This window comes from Dysgonomonas sp. PF1-14, assembly GCF_029892965.1.
Classification (GTDB): Bacteria; Bacteroidota; Bacteroidia; order Bacteroidales; family Dysgonomonadaceae; genus Dysgonomonas.
Map to the genome: position 1 here is coordinate 89,705 of NZ_JARXWN010000008.1, position 20,199 is coordinate 109,903.

The 20,199-nt window shown below is 40.8% G+C and carries 28 protein-coding genes; 21 read left to right on the plus strand and 7 right to left on the minus strand.

The features are described from left to right. Position 1: 1 nt before the first annotated feature. The 12 genes from M2448_RS11190 (at position 2) to M2448_RS11245 (ending at position 7,175) form a co-directional block, all read left to right on the plus strand. Entirely contained in the window at positions 2-646 is a 645-nt protein-coding gene (locus M2448_RS11190; RefSeq protein WP_280646856.1) for a DUF3164 family protein, read from the plus strand. A gap of 3 nt (positions 647-649) precedes the next feature. Then, positions 650-928 (plus strand): hypothetical protein, encoded by a 279-nt coding sequence (locus M2448_RS11195; protein WP_280646855.1) that lies wholly within the window; start codon positions 650-652, stop codon positions 926-928. Between the two features lie 58 nt (positions 929-986). Beyond that, positions 987-3,155, plus strand: a complete 2,169-nt coding sequence (locus tag M2448_RS11200) for a transposase family protein (protein WP_280646854.1) — start codon at positions 987-989, stop codon at positions 3,153-3,155. 5 nt (positions 3,156-3,160) lie between these two features. Beyond that, entirely contained in the window at positions 3,161-4,129 is a 969-nt protein-coding gene (locus M2448_RS11205) for an AAA family ATPase (protein ID WP_280646853.1), read from the plus strand. Between the two features lie 2 nt (positions 4,130-4,131). Then, positions 4,132-4,386, plus strand: coding sequence for a hypothetical protein (locus M2448_RS11210; protein WP_280646852.1), 255 nt, complete (start codon positions 4,132-4,134; stop codon positions 4,384-4,386). A gap of 17 nt (positions 4,387-4,403) precedes the next feature. After that, a complete protein-coding gene (locus M2448_RS11215; RefSeq protein ID WP_280646851.1) occupies positions 4,404-4,643 on the plus strand; it encodes a hypothetical protein in 240 nt (79 codons plus the stop codon). Positions 4,644-4,720: 77 nt separating this feature from the next. Then, positions 4,721-5,353 (plus strand): hypothetical protein, encoded by a 633-nt coding sequence (locus tag M2448_RS11220; RefSeq protein WP_280646850.1) that lies wholly within the window; start codon positions 4,721-4,723, stop codon positions 5,351-5,353. Continuing rightward, positions 5,346-5,579 (plus strand): hypothetical protein, encoded by a 234-nt coding sequence (locus M2448_RS11225; RefSeq protein WP_280646849.1) that lies wholly within the window; start codon positions 5,346-5,348, stop codon positions 5,577-5,579. The genes M2448_RS11220 and M2448_RS11225 overlap by 8 nt, the downstream gene beginning before the upstream one ends. Before the next feature lie 45 nt (positions 5,580-5,624). Continuing rightward, positions 5,625-6,020, plus strand: coding sequence for a hypothetical protein (locus M2448_RS11230; protein WP_280697128.1), 396 nt, complete (start codon positions 5,625-5,627; stop codon positions 6,018-6,020). Between the two features lie 2 nt (positions 6,021-6,022). After that, a complete protein-coding gene (locus M2448_RS11235; RefSeq protein ID WP_280646847.1) occupies positions 6,023-6,223 on the plus strand; it encodes a hypothetical protein in 201 nt (66 codons plus the stop codon). A gap of 145 nt (positions 6,224-6,368) precedes the next feature. Next, on the plus strand, positions 6,369-6,740 hold the full coding sequence (locus tag M2448_RS11240) for a hypothetical protein (RefSeq protein WP_280646846.1): 372 nt from the start codon (positions 6,369-6,371) through the stop codon (positions 6,738-6,740). Positions 6,741-6,758: 18 nt separating this feature from the next. Then, on the plus strand, positions 6,759-7,175 hold the full coding sequence (locus M2448_RS11245) for a dATP/dGTP pyrophosphohydrolase domain-containing protein (protein ID WP_280646845.1): 417 nt from the start codon (positions 6,759-6,761) through the stop codon (positions 7,173-7,175). A 146-nt stretch (positions 7,176-7,321) separates the two neighbouring features. Here the strand turns inward: M2448_RS11245 and M2448_RS11250 are convergent, their stop codons facing one another. The 7 genes from M2448_RS11250 to M2448_RS11280 all read right to left on the minus strand — a co-directional run bounded on the left by M2448_RS11250 (position 7,322) and on the right by M2448_RS11280 (position 13,386). Continuing rightward, entirely contained in the window at positions 7,322-7,822 is a 501-nt protein-coding gene (locus M2448_RS11250) for a virion morphogenesis protein (RefSeq protein WP_280646844.1), read from the minus strand. 105 nt (positions 7,823-7,927) lie between these two features. Next, a complete protein-coding gene (locus tag M2448_RS11255; RefSeq protein WP_280646843.1) occupies positions 7,928-9,100 on the minus strand; it encodes a phage minor head protein in 1,173 nt (390 codons plus the stop codon). A 203-nt stretch (positions 9,101-9,303) separates the two neighbouring features. After that, the gene (locus tag M2448_RS11260; protein ID WP_280646842.1) at positions 9,304-10,593 is read right to left on the minus strand and encodes a DUF935 family protein; all 1,290 of its coding nucleotides are present in this window, start codon (positions 10,591-10,593) and stop codon (positions 9,304-9,306) included. A gap of 8 nt (positions 10,594-10,601) precedes the next feature. Further along, complete coding sequence (locus M2448_RS11265) at positions 10,602-11,036, minus strand: phage protein Gp36 family protein (RefSeq protein WP_280646841.1); 435 nt, start codon at positions 11,034-11,036, stop codon at positions 10,602-10,604. Position 11,037: 1 nt separating this feature from the next. After that, a complete protein-coding gene (locus M2448_RS11270; RefSeq protein WP_280646840.1) occupies positions 11,038-12,681 on the minus strand; it encodes a hypothetical protein in 1,644 nt (547 codons plus the stop codon). After that, positions 12,678-12,908, minus strand: a complete 231-nt coding sequence (locus tag M2448_RS11275; protein ID WP_280646839.1) for a hypothetical protein — start codon at positions 12,906-12,908, stop codon at positions 12,678-12,680. Before M2448_RS11275 ends, M2448_RS11270 begins: the two co-directional genes overlap by 4 nt. Further along, entirely contained in the window at positions 12,901-13,386 is a 486-nt protein-coding gene (locus M2448_RS11280; protein ID WP_280646838.1) for a hypothetical protein, read from the minus strand. Before M2448_RS11280 ends, M2448_RS11275 begins: the two co-directional genes overlap by 8 nt. A 171-nt stretch (positions 13,387-13,557) precedes the next feature. Between M2448_RS11280 and M2448_RS11285 the strand changes: the two genes are divergently transcribed. From M2448_RS11285 to M2448_RS11325, 9 genes are all read left to right on the plus strand, one after another. After that, positions 13,558-14,619 carry an HK97 family phage prohead protease gene (locus tag M2448_RS11285; protein WP_280646837.1) on the plus strand — a complete coding sequence of 354 codons (1,062 nt, stop codon included), beginning with the start codon at positions 13,558-13,560 and terminating at the stop codon, positions 14,617-14,619. 81 nt (positions 14,620-14,700) lie between these two features. Then, positions 14,701-15,747 carry a hypothetical protein gene (locus M2448_RS11290; protein WP_280646836.1) on the plus strand — a complete coding sequence of 349 codons (1,047 nt, stop codon included), beginning with the start codon at positions 14,701-14,703 and terminating at the stop codon, positions 15,745-15,747. A gap of 68 nt (positions 15,748-15,815) precedes the next feature. Beyond that, complete coding sequence (locus tag M2448_RS11295; protein ID WP_280646835.1) at positions 15,816-16,319, plus strand: hypothetical protein; 504 nt, start codon at positions 15,816-15,818, stop codon at positions 16,317-16,319. A 4-nt stretch (positions 16,320-16,323) separates the two neighbouring features. Next, a complete protein-coding gene (locus M2448_RS11300; RefSeq protein WP_280646834.1) occupies positions 16,324-16,740 on the plus strand; it encodes a structural protein P5 in 417 nt (138 codons plus the stop codon). Between the two features lie 232 nt (positions 16,741-16,972). After that, entirely contained in the window at positions 16,973-17,518 is a 546-nt protein-coding gene (locus tag M2448_RS11305) for a hypothetical protein (RefSeq protein ID WP_280646833.1), read from the plus strand. Then, positions 17,479-18,081 (plus strand): hypothetical protein, encoded by a 603-nt coding sequence (locus M2448_RS11310; RefSeq protein WP_280646832.1) that lies wholly within the window; start codon positions 17,479-17,481, stop codon positions 18,079-18,081. Before M2448_RS11305 ends, M2448_RS11310 begins: the two co-directional genes overlap by 40 nt. A 91-nt stretch (positions 18,082-18,172) precedes the next feature. Continuing rightward, a complete protein-coding gene (locus tag M2448_RS11315; protein ID WP_280646831.1) occupies positions 18,173-19,333 on the plus strand; it encodes a DUF2586 family protein in 1,161 nt (386 codons plus the stop codon). A gap of 21 nt (positions 19,334-19,354) precedes the next feature. Continuing rightward, a complete protein-coding gene (locus tag M2448_RS11320; protein ID WP_280646830.1) occupies positions 19,355-19,777 on the plus strand; it encodes a hypothetical protein in 423 nt (140 codons plus the stop codon). A gap of 83 nt (positions 19,778-19,860) precedes the next feature. Continuing rightward, a complete protein-coding gene (locus tag M2448_RS11325; protein WP_280646829.1) occupies positions 19,861-20,163 on the plus strand; it encodes a hypothetical protein in 303 nt (100 codons plus the stop codon). Positions 20,164-20,199: the final 36 nt, after the last annotated feature.

The following is a 20,199-nucleotide window of genomic DNA, read 5'->3' on the forward strand; positions in this document are numbered from 1 at the left end:
TATGGACAAAGCATTAGATCAATACACAGCAGAGGAGCTTCAGGCTATGCTGTATCACAAACAAAAAGAAGCTAAAGAGCAGGCTCGCAAAGAACGTGAAGAGTATGAGAAGTATATCAATGATACTACATCGGATATCGTTAAGGACGCTTTAGAATTGAATGGCTTAATGAGAGTGTTTTTTGATAGTACCACAACCAAACTATCAAATATGCGAGATAAGCTAAATACTTATGGCGAAATCAAATCTACTTCAAAAGGAGGCTTTCATCGGGTTAGCAAAGATGGTAAACATAAAATCGTGTACAGATACAGCACTATATGTGCCTGGGACGAACGTGCTGAGAAAGCAGAAGGTTTGCTCCGTGAGTTCCTGACAGATTTTGTCAAAAAAAGAGATATCAAAATGTATAACGTTGTTTCTGCTCTTCTTGAACGAAACAAAGAAGGTAACCTGGAATATTCTCGCATACAATCGCTATACAGCCAGGAGAATGAGTTCGATGATCCACGCTGGAGAGAAGCGATCCGATTATTTAAAGAAAGCTTTCGCCCGGTTGATTCAAAGATGCGTATTGAGGTATATCAACGGAATGAGACATCCGGCAAATGGGAACCGATATCACTTAACCTCTCAAACTTCTGATAGATGCAAAGATTCGAATTGACATTCAATGTTGTAGTGGAGACTGAGGTACCTATATCCAAAGAGATCAGCCTGGACTTTAACGAATATAGCGAACTGGTAACAAAAGCTACTGAAGTGAACCATGAGGAGCGAACCATCCATGTCGATAAGATTGATGAGAATGACAGTGACGAGATCAACGAGATGCTATTTGCCTGTTTGCCTCCTTCAGTGACTAAGAACTGTGTGAGTGTCTCTTACACCAATATCAAACTGAAAAGTTTAGACTTAATACCCTAGCATGGAGCATATCGGGGATCGTTACCCCGATAGGGTTCAAAAATAGAAAGATACAATTATGGGAGCATTTCAATTACATACATCAGGACGCTTATTAGTCAACAAAGATGCTTTGTTGCTTAATAGGGTTTTTACTGAAGCTTCATATCGAAATCAGAAGAGTAAAGGACGGTTTGAAGAATATGATAATGATGGAGCGAAGTGGGTCTATATAGATAGCTTAACAGATGTATCTCGTGAGAAAGTAAAACGAACATTCACCAAACTATCAGGAGAATATTCACAACTATTACAGTCGATGGATGATTCCGGGATGGATTGTGTTCCTACTGCAATAGAATTCACAGCAGAAACCCTGCAAATCAATGAGCCGTTTATCCGATCAGCCATTGAGACCTATATGAATTCCCATTATAGTGTATATACCTGGGCTTATCTCGATGCCGGGTTGCACTCCGATAGTGTGAAAGGATATAGCAAACAGTGTGCCCTGGTACAATGGATTGCTGATTTTGTGAATAAAATAGAAGCCAGCGAAGCCGATACGAAGCGTTGTGAACGACTGATACGAAGCTTTAGGATGAATCTACTGACAGCCATCACAGATATAGAGCTGGAGATAAAGATACCGACATCAGAAACCCGCTTTAATAAGTGGTTTGATGATATATTGAAGCAAATGCGATCCGAAATGGAACCGGTCGATATTATTCAGATCAAGCGACAAAATAACAGCAACAGAGCAAAAATAACTCCTGAGCAACAAAAGATAGCTGAGTTTTTCCAAATCAATGGTACCAATATGAGCGTGGCTCAGGTATATAAGAAATGGATCACATGGGGCAAACGTAACGGCTGGTGGCTGAATGAGAACGGAACGTTCGATCCTCCAACAGAAGGAAGGCTCTACCAAATACTCAGACCACTGAAGAACCAGCATAAACAAGCCAAAACCGATGCTATTACTTATCGTGCCGAGTCGGTACCAAGTATTTCACGTATGCTACCTGAGAAGAAAAACCATGTATGGGTGATCGATGGTACGGCTCACAATGAGAATGTGAAATATGGCAGTAAAGTCAGACAGCATGTATATGCTATAAAAATAGCAGATGTCGGTACGCTTCGCATGGTGGGTGCTACTTCCCTGATCGGAGTTCGTGAGCCCTTCGTGGCACTTAAAGAAGCGATCCTGATGGGTATTCGTGAAACCGGATATAAACCGGCAATGATACAATGTGACCGGGGACCGGCATGGCAGGAACTGCAAGCCTGGTGTGGTGAGAATGATATTAAACTATATCCTTCCATCGTGGGTAATGCCCGTGCAAAAACTATTGAGAGCATATTTAATATGTGTGACAATGATATTACACGCTTCCTGAAAGGGTTTAGTGGAATGAATCGTACAGCATTGCACCTGAATTCAAGAGCATCGGAAAGAAGAGAGAATCAAGGTAAACAAAATGCTCGCAGTGCATCCATTGTTATGGACTGGATAAAGGATAAAGGGCTCAAGCTATGGAATGAACGTGTTATTGAGCAGCTGGAGGGCAAAGAATGCAACAAAACCCCGTATGAACTATGGGAAGAGAAAGAAAGCTATGTGCCTAAATTGAGCTATATACAGCTTTGCCAGCTATGTGGAACCCTACACAAAAAGAAATTGACCATTGCCGGCTTGGATATACAGCATAGCAATGAGAGCTATACTTACTTTCCTCCGATTAAAACCAGTGAAGAAAGAGCTGTTGCAGAAAGGATATTCTCTCATGTTCCCATGGATGCACAAACTACAAACCGCCTGAGCATATATATCCTGAACGGAGGCGAACCGGCACCGGTGTTTGACCATGAAAACAGATATCTCGGAGTATGGACTTTGAAAGAACGTACAGCTTATATAGCTGAGACCAAAGAAGAAAAAGAATTGCTGGATAACTACATAGCACTCCAATACAGAGTAGAACAATCAGCCAAAGATCATAATACCGGCATACTCCAGTATATCGAAAAGCATCCGGACTATGAGGCTATTGTAGAGCTGGGAGAAGAAATGCTAACAGGCAAACACAGACCATATACAGGTAGATATGACAAATCTGAACTGCTTGAGGAGGAGATATCAGCCAAAGCAAATGATATACCGGCATATCAGGAAGAAATCTATAAGGAACTTGTGGATCCTGATACTGGTGAGATAATCAGAATCAAACTAAATCAATAAATATTATGGTAAAAGTAACTATTTCAGAAAAGCAATCCGGATTGAGAGACCGCCTTAAAACTCTCATGGATAAAAAGAATTTGAAGTCATCGGAGATCGCTCGCATTACTGGGCGTTCTGAAGGAACCATCTCGGAACTATTGAGAGATAAGAAAGCATTCAGCGATAAGCTTCTGAATGTGATCTATGATTCGCTAAAGGACTACATGGGTGAAGATAACCTGGTATCTACACGCCAAAAGAATAAGATATGGAACATTGCTCAAGCCGGTAAAACAATGAGCGATATGCGTTTGATAGTCGGTAACACCGGTGTGGGCAAAAGTACAGTGCTTCGCAAATTCGCAGAAGAGAACGAATGCTGCTGGTATATCAAGATTGACCGCAAAGAAATGACATGGAACCGCTTTTTATTCCGTATGGCTACTGAAATGGGCATCAAACTGGATAAGAACCGCAAACGCTTCTCTACTTCGTTCCTTCTCGATCAGATTATCCTGATGGTAGAAGAAAAAGCAGATATGAACCCTCAAGTGATCATCGATGAGAGCGAAGTAGCAAAGAACTCATTTTATAAGGAGTTTAAGAATCTGCGAACCGCTACTGAAGGACTTTTGAGTATCGTTATAGCCGGTATTACTGATGTGATCAATAAGATAGGTAAAATTGCCGGGCTTGAGTTTAAAACATACCAATCGGCTAGTGGCTATGCTTATCGTTGGTACCCTACCAAAGAGAATAGTAACCAATACACCACATTTGCTCGCCGTATATCCATTTTCAGAATAGACAATATCAGCACGGAGGATATAGCCAGCTTCTGCGTAGATAGGGGCATTACAAACAAAGCTGTTATCAAACTGGCATGTGAACGCTGGTGGAACTACGAAGAGCCGGACAAAGCCTTTAAACGTGCTGAACGCATGGGGATCAATTTATCGAATATCACAGTTGAAGAATTTGAAGTATTGTAATTATGGGAGCAACAATAAGTAATGAAAGATCGGCACAACTAAAAAACGAAGCAATGACACGGATGCGATGGCGGTTGTGGTTCGCATTCAGAGATAGCAAGTATGATCAGTTTAAGCATGTGTACAAAGGGAAAGTTTATCCCCACTATGCTAAAATAAAGGAGTACTGCTTGAGACACTGGGGCAAAGAGATTAAGGATATGGGTTATAACGAGCTATCCAACAGAATCTCAATAGTATTGAAATGGAAAGATTAACATAAAAAGTAAACCGTATGCCTAAAAAGATTAAAGATGATCGTGTTAGGCAAGGCAAGATAAACCGCAATAATGAGATTCGCAAATACTTCGAGAAACTATATAACGAAGGTTACCGGTACGAAGTGATTGAAGAAAAAATAATTCTCAAGTGGGGGCTTGGTTCCAGCACGATCAATATGATTATCAATGAAAGCTACGGAAAATATACCAAAAAGTCAGATACACCGGATGATAGACAATTAACTCTATTCTGATATCCTATAATGGTTCACAGCCGGGTTCGATTCCCGGCATAGGAACAAAACCAACTAAATCAATTAAATATTAATCTATGGCAAAAAAGAGAATTTTCAGTATTGATGCTTTGAAAAAGAAAAAGTATCAGTCTTTGGAGCTGGATCCATACTATGCCGAACTGATGGGGATACCTGAGCGGATTCTGATGGTTATCATGTATGGTGAAAGTGGATCCGGGAAGTCAGTGTTTGCTCTCAAGTTTGCGGAATATTTTGCTAATGTCTTTGGCAAAGGCTTCTACAACTCCCATGAGGAGGGTGCAAATAAAACTATCCAGGATCGAGTGAATAACTTCGATATTAATGCAAAGCGTTTGTGGATAGCTGACTGTTATAGCTTTGAGGAGATGTGCGATCATATCCAGCGAACCTACTGCAAACTGATTGTAATCGATTCTGTAAAGTATATGAGCTTCACTATTGCCCAGCTCAAGGAACTTCGCGAACGCTTCGCAAAAAGACAATTGACCATTGTTATGGTTGATTTTGGATCATCGAAAGGAAGCCCGGCTAGTGGTAAGGATCTTATTCACGCTTCAGATGTAAAAATGTATTTCAAAGATGGACGTGTACACTCTATCAGTAGATATTTGGATAAACCAGTAGAAAAGCAACTGTTTACTCCTCAATCGACAAAGAAACAACCAACCTTATTTGACCATGTATAAAGTAAAAGTAGTTATCTCATATCCTGGGACAAATAGTAAAGGATATATGGAGGGTGTATTTATCCCTAAAGGGGATGATTGTAGCATCGATAAGATAAAAAAACAATGTGATGCTTACATAAGAAAAAATATAAAGGTATCAGGGCTTGATCGCAAAGATCTTGTATTGAAAATAACCTGTACCAAGTTGACAACCGACTTCGTGGTATGCGAAGATAAAGAATGAAAGGAGGGTATAATGTTGCGTGAAGAGGATAAAGCCTTACTATCAATGGCTAAAGAAGAGGCTCGTACAAAAAGTATCGACCAATTGACTGAGCTGTATAATAAATCGAACGAAAAAGACTTAGATATAACCAAGCTAGAACTTGTTTTGCATAATGCTTTTGAGCATGGTGTATATTGGAGTAATCTAAAACATAAACAAGAACTTGAGTTAGAAAAAAAGAAGTCTTTAGATAGTGGAGTTTGGCTAGCAATAACAGAATTTGCTTTCTATGGCGAAGCCAAACAATTACTTCCTGGTGTAATTAAAGCAATGGGGTTTTCTTATGATGAATGTATTGCATTGATGCTTGATTGTGATTGCAATAACGATGTATTGGAGCCTATTATCAATGAGATATTTGGTGTTGATGATTGTGATACTGATCTAACAGAAGAATAATTATGAATCAAACAGATCAAAAGAAAGTGCTGGATACCGGCTTTACTATTTTTCGCAGGCAAAATGAGCCGAAACCAATTATTAAGTGCCTGACATTGGAGCATCCTTATGCCTGGCGAAAATTCGAGGAATTTGAAACAAAAGCAGCTCGTGACAGGAGAATGACTGAGTTGCTAAAGAATAAAAAACATATTGAAGATTAACCCCTATGAAAGCAAATGAGTCGATTGTCAAATGGGATGTGTTCTTTACTTGGATAGGTATCATTGTCCTTGCCTTTGGGTTTTGGACTTTGCTGATATATGGGACTCTTCGATTTCTTTCCTGGATAACTAAACTAATTGGACTATGATTATTGCTGTTGATTTTGATGGAACCCTCCACACTGGAAAATATCCGAATATTGGAGAAGTCAGACCTGGAGCTGTTGAGTATATGCAAAAACTAAAACAGGAAGGGCATTATTTAATATTATGGACTTGCAGAGAGGGTGACCATCTGACTGAAGCAATAAACTGGCTAAAAGAATTTGATATTCCTTTCGATAGAGTAAATGACCATGAGCCGAAAAATAAAGCTCAGTATGGAGGTTCCACACGCAAAGTGTTTGCGGATGTATATATAGATGACAGGCAAATCGGGGGGCTACCCAGCTGGGAGGAAATATATAAATATATTCTGCATCTGGTATGGGATGGTGAGACCGGGTTCTGTTGGTAAAAATAAAAGATAAAAATTATGAGAAATTTAGACATACAAGGCTTAATGAATGCTATCAGAGAATGGTCTGATAAACAGTTTAGTGATGGCGTATTTGACCATCAGCGGGCTTTACCTATTACTCACCACTTAACAAAGGAAGTCTCAGAACTTATTGATATTTTAGAAGAGGTAGGCAATGGCGATCCTAGTGATGAAAATTGGGATAAAGTAAGAATGGAGTATGTAGATTGTCTCATGCTTCTACTTGATAGTGCTTCTCATTTTGGATTGTCAGCCTATGATTTATATCGAGGCTGTTATATAAAACTAGAAATAAATAAAAAGCGTAAATGGGGGTTGCCTGATGAAAATGGTGTAATTGAGCATATAAGAGATCGGGAACGCCCATTTGCAGTTCCTGAGCATAAAACACTTCGTAAGTTCAAATTATAAACAACATGAGGGTGTGTCAAAAGTAAGATCTTACCCTCTTTTGTCATGTTGAACGATAATGAAACATCTCTACAAGTATCTGTGAGAGATCCTTCACATCCGTTCAGGATGACAAAGCCCACAAGAAAGGACTTTTGACACACCCTCTATTTTTCTCCAATAATCTGATCCAGCTCATCGGTAAGCATCTCCAGCTCTTTCTCGTCCAGTTCTGCTGAGTGCCCTATAAATTGTCGTTTTTTCATCTCGAAAGGAGTCTTACCAAAAATATAAGCCGTTCCACCCTCATTATGTACCTGGGCATATTCCTTATCATTGATAATTGCTACTTCACCATTGCCACGGGGTTCATAGTCGGTTGCATCTCTCAGCTCATTGGTATCTTTTAGGATAGGATCCTCGGCACGTGTTGATGAGAAACGGTCTTTGTTCTGAGGGGCAAAGCCGTACCATGGGCTGTCTTCATCCCGGCGTTTTACATCATCCCAGGGCTGTAAGCCATCATCCACAAAACCCTCCTTATCAAAGTTTTCAAGAAAATGATTGACAGCGATATCACCAGCCAGGTAAGGAAAAGTATTGTCGATGAAGTCCTGAATCTCCTGAGCGTTCCGGTTCAATAGTTCTGCAAATTCTTCTCCATCCATTTTTAACTCTATTTAGTTTGTAAATCAATCAGAAGGACTTATATTTGTATCAGGTTCTCGGTTGCGTCAGTAACACTTGAACCACCTCAAAAGCCTTGTGTTGTTTCAACGCAGGGCTTTTGACTTTTTACCAAAGTCTTTGCCCAGGATATAATCCCTGTCATATTTTACAACATAACCATCCTTTATAACCCACACTTCGCGAATATTCTTCTTAATCTTCACACGCCCACGAATTGCCCGGTTGATAATATTGTCGTCCATATAACCCGATATATTCAACAGTACATGATCAGCCTGAGCTCCGGCACTCCTTAACTCCTGGCTAACGGCATTATAAGTATTCTTGTCGAGCGTTTTAAACTCGAATATTTTACCTCCGATCATCGCATCCGGATTCTTATTCGGTTTCACGCCATCAGGTATAAGCAGCTCGCGAAGCTTTTTTTGTTTAGGATCCACTTCAGGAATGAGCCTTACCTTATGTCCTAAATTAGCCAGCGTCTCACCAATGGTTTTATTTACCGGCTTCTTATCAGCCAGTGTATGGATATCCAAATAACCGCCCTGAGCCCCAACAGACTCCTGGCGAACATACTCCATCGTACTGGTATCATGTTGCTGCACAAAGTTCTGTATCTGATTACGTGTGAGATTGCTTTCAGTAGAATAAGGATGCTTATCGATAGCAACCGGCTCAGCTGTAACACCCGGATTATTTTGGAATACTTCAGGAGTATCGTCCGACTCATCGAACAAGCCGTCCGGATATTTTACAGCAGCTCTTGTCTGTCTGATCCAACATTGACAACCCCAGGATATCGGAGGTGTATGAGTTTGCCACCAGGGATGATCCATGGGTAATATGATCCCCACCCACTTCATGTGTTCCGGGCGTTTATCCCTGGCACGGCTTTGCATAAATTCGAGATTCGGAAATATATGCTTCCTTTCCTCGAATTTTTTCCAATTGGTAGCCATGCGAGCCGAACGGACAAAGGTATCGTACTCAGTCTTCAGGTACCGCTGGTTATATTCCCCGATGATGGGTTTTACTGCTTTCCTGAATTGGCTGAAAGTGCGTTGATTTCCATTCTCATCCAGCATCATCCGAGCGAGCTCTTCACCCTGCTTGTGGGTTTTGAATGCTGCGAATATGGCTGTATTGTGTTTGAACTGCTCAATAAATACCTTGTTTCGTTTGCCAAATTCAATGCCGGCACTACTGAACGTTTTATCTATACCTTTTTGCAGGGGTGTATTATTCAGTTCAAACAAATACGGATCGATATCACCAACGCCTCCACGCTTGTGATATATATTATTGAGAGCTTTCTTTAGTAGCCGGTTAAAATCTATTACCGGTATATCTGCATCCCCATCCAGTTTATAAGAGTGATCGAAATCACAGCAACCGGATTGATAATACAGCTTGTGTATCTGTTGATGAAACGGAATAGCCCCGGTATCGATGCCAGGGCTTAATCGAAAAAACTGAGTGACTCGTTTGCCGGATCCTGACGAACTTCGCTCTTTGGATTATCTTCGTCCAGTTCTACATCATATGTATCCTCAATATATTTTGGTTTGAGATTATATCCGGCACGAAGCAGTTCAGCATCGATCTTAATTTTGTCTTTCGGTTTGATAACTGCCTTTTCCTGAAGCTCCAGATAATAACCGTCCGGGATATCATATCCTAGGTTACGCATCACCGGGAGAAAGTCATCGGTCGCCCAGTCCTGAAAGTCCATGATGTCGGCATCCGTTATCTCCTGGTAGGTTTGCTGGTGTACTTCAGCCTGTGATTGAGAACTACCATCGTCCATCGTCATAGTTTGCCCTACGATACCTTTAGACATTTCCCGGTTGATCACATTGATTTTTTGCAGAAAGACATTGAAAGAATCGGACTTCTGATTCTCTTTGATCTCAATATCCACTTGTTTATCAAATATACCATAGCTGGCAGTTCCCATTGTTTCCAACCAGCTTTGTAATTCATTCTTATGTTTTTCGGAGTTAATCATTGTCCGGGCAATCCGGATCGGCACCCCGAATATTTGTTCAAACTCATCCCATGAAGCCCATGAATGTCGTTTATATATTGTCATGGGAGCCACACGCTCCAAGATTCCAACCGCTTCAGGGAGAAGCTGAATATATATCAAGAAATTAGGAAAAGCAACGTATGGAATAGCTTCTCCTGAAGGGTTGTGAGCCTCTTTGAGAATCAGCCCCTTTTCAGGGATAACATTCTCACGAGGTATATCTATTATTTTGTTAATGGATCCGGCTGTGAAATTATTGATAAAGCACATACTATACCCATAGAATTTAGACTCCATGGCTTTACGGGTAACGTGCCTGAACCAACGTTTCTGAACAAAAAGAGAGCGTTTTGTATCGATTACTCCTTCAGGATCCTTCAATACTGCTTCTTTGTTGGTGACACGTAATATACGGTTCTCTATGGCTCCCTGTAAATGATTATCCAGCATCGAATCTTTATATAGTTGCTGGATAGGATATGTAATAGGGTTGAACGGATCGTAACGCATGATCCGGGCTTTTTGCCAGTCGGTTACTTCCTTTCTATATAAAGACTCATAAAAATGAAAATAATCGATTTCCATCTTAGAAGAGCCCCGTGTATCTACAATATCAGGTTGCTTGCCGAATCGATTTGATTTTCTCTTATCTCCAGCCAGTACCAGTGATTTTCTTTGAGTAGGTGTATTTGTCCTGTTATAATATTTTCTTCTGCTCATACCCTTTGTTAATAGATGGATCCATACTTTGTTCCTCCTCCATAGCGTGTGTCACCGGTGGTACCGGTATTATTGTTTTCGTCCGGTTCGTCCGGCTTTGTTGGTAGTGTGCCATCGCCCTGTTCGCCGGTGTTGATTTTCTCCAGCCAGTGCATGGCTATATTATATCTTCGCTCGGCTACAGCATTCGTTTCACGAGTGTGGCGTTCGTATATCTCATAAATAACGATATCCTTCAGCTTCTTTACAATATGCTTATTTCGCTCAGCTCCTTCAGCCGAAAATATTGCATTGGCATCATAGAACCGGCTCAGGTAACTTTGCATAACTGCAATACTCTCTTCTATGATCTCATTGACTATTTCATCATCCAGGGCTGTAATTTTATTGACTATGTTGATATCGGAAACTGTCTTTAGTTCCTCTTTTGTTAAAAATGCCATTTTAATAACCTCCTCTTTTACGTTCACCAAATACTGGAGCTGATGATGTAGAATCATCTTCTCCACTTTCTCCATTTAAATATTCCTGAGCTTTGAGAATTGCATCAGCCAAAGCATCAGGGAAATCGACCGGATATTTGCCTCCTTTTTCGAAGTTGAGCATCTGAGCCTTTGCCTCCTCCCAATCCGGATTCTGCTCCAGCTCTTTGCTGAATGTCAATAACCCAGTGATCAATACACTGACCAGTGTCGTATCGATTTTTATATACTTATCCACGCTGCTCTTTTGAGCCATGGGTACACAAAAAGATTTATACTTTCGTGCAGCCCGGTATAGTACCGGTTCATAGATTGACTCCTGAGCGACACTGGCATCATAGTAGAACATAGTAGAACTGTTTGTCTTTACTATTTCGTTTGCCCTGGTATAATGATACTCCAGTGCCGTGTCTATATCAGCCGTTTGCCGGCAAAAGATATCTATACAAGTCATTTGCAAACCATTTACACCCAGTACTGCCATTGCCTTGTAACAGGCAGCATCGGAATAAGCAAAGTCCCAGTTACCAATAATCACTACATATTTGTCGAACGTTTTAGGCTCGACCATCCGGATCATGTGCTTCTTGATTCGCTTACCGACATTGATGGGAGTATTGTAGTGTTCACCGCTCAGTGTTTCTTTGTCATGTTCGTATTGCTCCTTTTTTCTCAGGCAATCTTCATGAGTGTATCTTTCTTTCCAGGATGGTTCCCATGTGTCCGTATTTTTGTCATTGATCTGATCGTAATATTTATCTGTCAGGTTGACCAGGTACAGGGATGTAAATTTATCTTTCCGGATTGTATTTTGTTTGGTATCTATCTTTCGCAGATCGATGCCTTTTTTTAATGCCAAACTCTGAATGAAGCCTTTTTCGACCATGTAGTTATTGTTAATGATCGTGCGTTCCGAACGCTTGGAGAATGCTCCCTGAATATCGCCGGTGACTTTTTCCGTGTATTCCTGAACCAGCCGTGGGTTCATTGCTTTTTTCTTGTCTTCTATATCATCAATAGAAGCATACTCCAGGCGAACCCCGTTTAAACGCAATCCCCGGAAAGGCTGATCGATACCCAAAGCCATAAATGTACAGCGGTCGGTGGTCTCGAATTGACCATCAGCCCAACCTCCATAGCCTTTCTGCATACCAAAATCTTTAACAATAAGATTGTTGCATTCAAATTGTACCTGAAGGTCTTGCAATAACATCGCAGCCCGGACTTCATTTGCCCCGACTGTTAAGAAGAATTTCGCTATTTCGGATTGCTTCAGGGCAAAAGGATAACCCATATTTGCATGAGTCGATTTTGCTCCTCCTCTAAAAATGATATTGAACAGCGTAATAAAATCGTTGTGGTATAAATCATTGTAGATAGACTTATGGTACCAGGCACAATCACTATCAGCCATGGGAAGAGGTGTACCCGTCCCAAAGTAGTGATTGAACATGAGTCCATAGTTCTCAGGTTTAAGAAGCATCTCAATACGCTCTTCCTGCTCTTCAGGCGTTTCTTCAATAATGTTATCTATGGTAGCTTTATTGATATACTCTGAGCGAACCTTAAACCTTTCCAACAATTCCTTATACTCTTTCTTTGTCATTTGCCGGTTTGATAAATTGCAATCTTTTTTAGCTCAGTGGCTGTGAATGACAATGGGAATACTCCTTTTTGTCTCATCAGAGTAAAGCCATCTTTGCTTAGTATTTCAGGTTTACCACGCCACATGATGATAAAGTGTTGAACTTTTGATTTTTTTGCTAGTTTATTGGCTTTGCGTTTCATCAACTGGATCCTGAATACTTGTAAAATTCTTTTCAGTTTACTCATGCCCTATTACTTCATTAGTTAAGCGAGTTAAAACCTTTTCCATTACTGAGCGTGTAACTCGCAGATTACCCAGTAATGTTTCTTTGTCTTTTTTCTTTTCTGCTTTCTGAATATCCTTCATATACTCTTCGCAAAGCATCTCATAAGCTTCGTGCATATAGGTAAGGACTTGTTTTTTTGACGAAAACTTCTCAAAAGCAGTTGCATACTTTGCAGCCTGATCGGGTGTGATCTTTGGTGTCTGACCATCTAATAAGGCTGCATAACTTTCCAATATGGAACCCCTGATTTCAGACAGGGCTATCATCTGACTCTGTTTGCTTTTGTCAAATTCATAGACGCGGATCCACTCATCGATAGTCGATGGTTGTACATCTTCTATGATATCGGCAATCGTCTGAGAATCGAAACCTTTACAGTACAATTGCTTCGCATGCGAAATTTTACGCTCCCTTATTTCTTTAGTCCATCGTGCCATATTTGCTCTTATTTATATCTGCAAAGGTTTGAATTGTACACGCCTCAAGCAAATTGTATTTTAATGATTAATAGATATTTATTAATTATTAGTCGGTTTATCCTAATCATTAAAAAGTGATTTGATAGACAACTTTCAGCCCCTTTACTTTGCTCAAAAAACAAGTGCGAAATGGCTGAGAATAAAAGGACATTACCTGAAGTTTTAGAGATCGACTTTACGATCACCGATGAGTCTGTGAACCGCTATGGCTGGCGTTTGCTTGTAGCCGGTATAGACCTAGCCGGGTTTTTAAAGAATCCTGTGTGTTGTGTACAGCACTTCACCAGTATGATCCCGGTCGGTAAATGGAAGAACCTTCGTGTTGAAGGTCAAGAGTTAAAGGGTACAGTAGAATTTGACAAAAACGATGAAGAGGCTGTAAAACTGTACTGGAAGTATAAGGATGGGTATATGAGTGCTGTGAGCCTCAATGTTATCCCGGTAGAAGAAAGCGATGAGCCTAAATTTTTATTACCAGGACAAAAATTTTCGACACTTGTAAAAAGTGAATTATTGGAGATCAGCTGTGTTACCATTCCTGGTCAAGCAAACGCCGTGAAGCTTTCCACTCCTGAAGGCAAAGAATATAAGTTGAATTTATTAACTCAAAACAGAGAAATGGCAAAAGAAGAAAAAACTGTTGAGCAATTGAACCAGGAACTGGAAGCTCAACGCAAATTGAATGCTGAAAACCTGGTTACGATCCATAAGAATCGTGGCGTGGTTGCCGATGGTGAAGTCGAGTCTCTCAAAAAACTGGCTTTAGTGGACTATCAATCTACCAGCGAAATGTTGAATGCCCGTCAGGTTCCCAAAACTGAACCAACCGGTGATAGTGCCGAAACGCTTGCTGAAGCTTTGGTAAAACTTCATTTTGACCGTGGTGCAATAACAGAAGGCGAAAAGGTAATTTTCAAGGGTGCTGCAACATCGGATTACGAAGGAACTAAGAAGGTACTCGAAGCAAAAGCCGGTAAGGATGGACTCCAGACTTTTATGCAGGGACTTACAAACGGAGGTGATCCGGCAAATGCAGGAGCTCAGGGCGAACGTGCCGGCTGGGGATACTATGAGTACTTTACCAAAGATCCACAAGCTTTGGCTCTCATGGAAAAGAATGAGCCGGACAAACACAAAAAGCTTGTAGCCGATTTTCAGGCATCATGTACACCTGAAGGGACACTCATATAAGAAATAAGAAGAAAAACGCTTGCGAAGCCTGCGAATAGCCTTGCGAAGCGATTAAAAAGAATAAAACAAATAAGAATTAAAATGAAACAACTATTTAAAATTTTTGCATGCCTGGTGTTTTTGGTGGCATGTGTTGTGGCAATGTTCGGGGAACCTGCTGGAGCTGCTGGTATGTTGATAGCTGCACCTCCTGTTGTGCTGGATACTCAGCAAATCGTTTTCCTGCGATCACTCAAGGAAGAGTATCAGGCAATTGATACCTGGCTGAGTGAGGCTGAAGATTTAAGTTCCTTTGTAGTGGATGGTCAGACGCTGGTATTTCCTGAAGGAGGAGAAGATCCTGCTGTATATAAAAACAGAACGACTGATATCGATAGTGTTGAACCGAATGAAGATACACATAAGGTTTCTTTGGATGTGTATGACAGCCAGAACTACAAGCTTAGAAATATCTATCTACATGCTTTGCCGTTTGATAAAATACAATTCTATACCCGTAAATCAGCGAATTCGATAATAAAACAAGAAATCGCTGATGCTGCCTATGCTTTTTCACCACTCAAGGCTCAGCGTAAATGTATAGTAATGGGTACAACAGGAATAACAGCTCCGAGTACAACCGCTGTTGCACGTGATGGCTTTAAAGTCCTGACGCTTGATGATATTGTGGCTTTGGCTCGTGCCTGTGACAAAGAAGAATTTCCTCAAGATGGTCGTAACCTGGTATTGCCTTCTGATATGTGGTGGGATTTGGTCAACAACAATAAAGTGCTTAGTGGTCAATTGGAGCGTGTGCCATTGAACGGTGTCATCAAACCTCTTATTGTCGAGTATTACGGATTCAAAATACATAAATCACTGCAAAATCTCGGTATAGGATACGATTTGGTCGCTAAAGAGAAAGCAGCTCAGGGTACTATTATCACCGATGATGTGGTTCCATGCGGTTTCGTATTTGTCAAAGAAATGGTCTTCCATGCCGGTGGTTTGTTTGAAATGTTCAGAAAAGTGAAGAATCAAAATACATCAGGACGTGCTGAAGAATTCGGTTTTCAACATCGATTCAAAGCGGATCATCAAATGAAGGATCAACGCTATTCAGCCCTGCTGTATATGAGTAAAGCATAAATATTGATTTTAGTTTGGTTTTTAGACTGGGGTGAGCCATAGCACCCCGGTTTATTTAGACAAAGGAAATGAAGCGAAGCAAGATATATAAACCACTGAGAGACCAGGCAATCGTTGGAATGCCTTACCTCCAGTTCCGGGATTTGCAAAAAGGGCAAATGAGTAAGCCCAGGGAGAACTATCCCATACCCTTGCCGGCTTTATTTATCGAGATTGGAGATGTGCGTTTCAGTAATTTACTGGAGCATCAGCAAAAAGGAGATGTTATAATCAGCATGTATCTATACATGGATATGGTAACAGACAGCTTCGATACTGCTGAACTGGAAAATGAAACGATTGAACTACTGGATTACATGGATGATGTATTTCAAACATTCGAAGGGTTCGCGGTTCCCGGTCTCACTCCTTTGGTTCGCCAAACAGAATACCGGCCACAATATGGTGCCAGGTTTATAATGTTCCGGGTTGACTTTACAACCACACTAGATAGTGGTAAGGTAAATAACAATACGATTATTGATAAGCCAGAACCGGAAATAACAAATAATTCAAAAGGATATAAATTTTAACAACATGTCAAGAGGTTTAAGAAATAACAATCCATTAAACATCAGGATTAATAGCGATAAGTTTCAAGGTGAGATTATCCCATCCAGGGATAAAGCTTTTAAACAATTCGAATCCATGGCATATGGATATAGAGCAGCTTTTGTAACGCTGGGTACTTATCTCTCAAAATATGGTAGAAATACTATAAGAAAGATAATAACAGCCTGGGCTCCTCCTGAAGACAATAACGACACAATTGCATACATCAATGCAGTATCAAAATATTCCGGCATTTCACCGGATCATGTATTGACTGCTCAGGATGGTGTTCTATATAAGTTGATTGTTGCTGAGATGTCAAGGGTTGAAAATGGGCAAAGAGCTCAATTTGTAGATGTTGAAGCCGGATTCAAGCTTCAAAATAAGATAACAGGAAAGTAAATGATCATGGAGCAATACATATCTGAAGCGGTGATGCTTATCCTTGGGGCTTTTTTAGGGTGGCTTCCTAACCGAAAGAAACAAAAGGTCGATACCAAGCAAATAGAGGTCGATGTACTGGAGAAGTCACTGCAAGTCCTGGATAAAAATGTAGTTCAGCCATTGCTCAAAAATATGGAATTGCTCCAGGAAGAAAATGCTTCTATTAGTCAACAATTAAAAGTTCTAAAAAATGCAATTAACAAAATGTATAAGTGTCGTACTCTTGATGCTTGCCCTATTCGGATCGAGTTGCAAAAGTCAGAAGGAGGTGATCGAAAAGGAAACTCTAACCGACCGCCGGCTTACCGACCAAGAGATTCAACGAATAGAGAAGGAAGTGAAAGTGGTGACGACTCCTCAGACGACAGCGATAGTAACGCTCAGTGAGAAAGAAATAATCGATCTGCCTGTTGGTGCCAGCTACCAAGCCAAAGATGGAAATGCAACAGGAACCATCAAGAAAACGGATAAAGGAATAGAATTTACTGCGAACTGTGACAGTCTCAATCTCTTGATTGAACAATTAACAAAAGAGGTGTATCGCTATAAATCGGATAGCACGGCACTTGTAACAAAACTGAATCAGCAACAAACGATTGAAGTCAACAGGCTCACACGTTCGCAGTTGTTTCAAATATGGGGATTTCGCCTCCTGATAGCAATAGCGATAATATTAACATTCAAAAAGTTCAATATATGGCAACTGATAATAAAAGTAATAAAGAAACTACTGTAAAACCCGGAAAGGATCCAGTAGAGAAAAAGCCTGAGAAAGTAGAAGTAACTCCAGGTGATGGAAAACCGGCTGAAGGTTCGCAAAGTGGAGCCATTGAAGTTCCAGTGGTTGTAGAGCCCACTGCTGAGCAAAAGGCTGAGATGATTCGTATAACTGAGGTGTTGCGAATTGCCTACGAAGGCAAAGGATCATTCAAGGATGATATGGATGAAAAAGAAATGTTCGAGCTTCTCGCCGGTAAAACAGATGAGGAGATAGTGGAACTCGTTAAGCCTTATTTCATCTTCGCAGATGGTTCGGAGGACAATATAGATTCGGATGATGAAACTCCTGAAGATAAAAACCAAGAGTTGGATCAGGCAAAAAATTTGGTAGATGCTATCAAAGAAGTAACTGGAGGTGATAAAGCCAAATTCAAAGAAAAGGCTGATGAGCTGATGAAAGCTCAAAGCCTGAAAGAAATCTGGCGATGCCCTGTTAAGGGTTACTGGTTTAGCCGAAAGGACTATGCTGAAAACTACAAGCGTGAAAATGAGTGTTCCCTGGAGCACTATAAAAAATAAGGTCTCAGACCTTTCTATTACCTATCTGAGTATTACTGCAATATATAGTTATGATGATAAAAGATAGTACAAAATTAAACTTTTAGATAAAATGGGATTACCTGATATAGAAATAGAATTAGTCCGGGACGGTTTAGGACTGGTTGCTGAGACAAACGACAATACATGTGGTATTGTTCTTTCGGGTGCTGCTGTTCAGGATAAACTTGAATTAAATAAAGCCTATGCCATATACAGTACGGATGGTGCTAAAAAATATGGCATCGAACCTGAAGGTGATAATGCTGCTGCATACAGGCACATCTCTGAGTTTTATGCAGTAGCCGGTACCGGGAAGAAACTTTGGATACTGATGGCTGAACAGGCTGCAAAACTTTCAGACCTGGTTAATACAGACAAACCCATTTGCCCGGCTAAAGTTCTTTTGAATAAAGCCGGTGGTGAGATTGTCGCCCTGGGGCTGACAACCGGCACCGATGCTGGTGAAGTGTTAGACGGCTTGGATAGCGAGGTGTATTTAGCTATGACAAAGGCTCAGGTACTAGCAGATGCCTTTCAAAAAAAGATCATGCCTTTTGTTACAGTTATTGAAGGTCGCAAATTTGAAGGGGATGCCGATGCCCTGAGAGACCTGAAGACAGAAAGCAAATACCGCAATGCTATTGCCCTATGCTCAACACAAACGGATGGATCGGCATCAGTGGGCTTGGTTCTCGGTCGTATAGCAGCCATACCGGTGCAACGCAAAATATCCCGTGTCAAAAATGGAGCTCTTCCTATCGACTTCGGATATCTGAGCGATGGCATCCTGGTTGATGAAGACCGGGAAGATCTGGGTACGATCCACGACAAACGCTTTATCATCTTCAGGAAGTTTCCGAATAAGTCCGGATTCTTTTTCAATGGGGATTTTACAGCAACATCAGCTACTGATGACTTGAATATCATCGCCCGGATCCGAACCATTGACAAAGCTACAAAGATAGCTTACAATACTTATGTAGAGGACTTGGATGATGATGTGGAAGTGAACGATGACGGGACACTTCATCCTTCAGTAGCCGCTTATCTCAAGAAAAAAATAGAGGATCAGGTAAACAATGCCATGGACGGCGAAATATCCAATTTCGTGGCTACTATCGATACCTCTATCGATGTGCTTGCCGGTAATGCACAAAAGATATACCTGGATATTACGCCAAAAGGTTATCTGAGTGCTATTCGTGTGGTTCTTGGTTTCAAGAATGAGTAATTAACTATAAAATTAAAACAGATGGCATACAGTTGGTCTGAATACAGATGCTACATGGGTGGTCGGTTCGTTACCGGGATACGGGGATTCAAATACAAAAAATCCCGTGAGATTGAGGGCATCTATGCTGAAGGGGATGAGTATGTAGATGTCGGTTTTGGGAACAAAGCCAATGAAAGTGAAATAACGATGCTTCAGAATGAGCTGGAGGCAATTATTTCATCATCGCCTAAAAAGGATCCGTTCAGGTTACCGCCTATAACCATTGTACACTCTTATATCCCTATACATGGAGAAGGACGTATCATCGTAGATGTATGTTCCGGAATCTATTTCAAAGAGATAGAAAAAGCAATGGAGCAGGGTAAAACCTTTATGGAGATCACAACCCCTCTTTTTGTAAAGAAAATCGAATACGATACAACAAACCCTTTTAATAATTAAAAGCTATGGCAGAAGAAAAAGCAAAACTAATCGGAGAAGTCGAACAGGCTCAGATTGATACTTGGAAAAAGGATCCCAAATGTTTGGGAGTAGTAGGAATCATTGTCGGTGGGCATATTGCCTATGTCAAACGCCCGGATCGCAATGTGGTAAGCTATGCACTTTCTCAGATGTCGTTCTCTATGACTCCTTCCAACGATTCACTGGAGCAGGCTAAAATAGAAATGAGCCTGGGCAAAATGTACAAGCAGGGTGAAGCCGTACTGGTTCATTGCTGGCTTGGTGGCTCGGAGGAGATTCGCTCAAACAATAAACTTTGGACGGGTGCCTGTATGAAAGCCGGTGAGCTGGTAGAGTATGAGGAGGCTGAACTAAAAAACTTCTAAGCGAAGCAGAACGAAATGTAGAAAGCAACTGGGTAG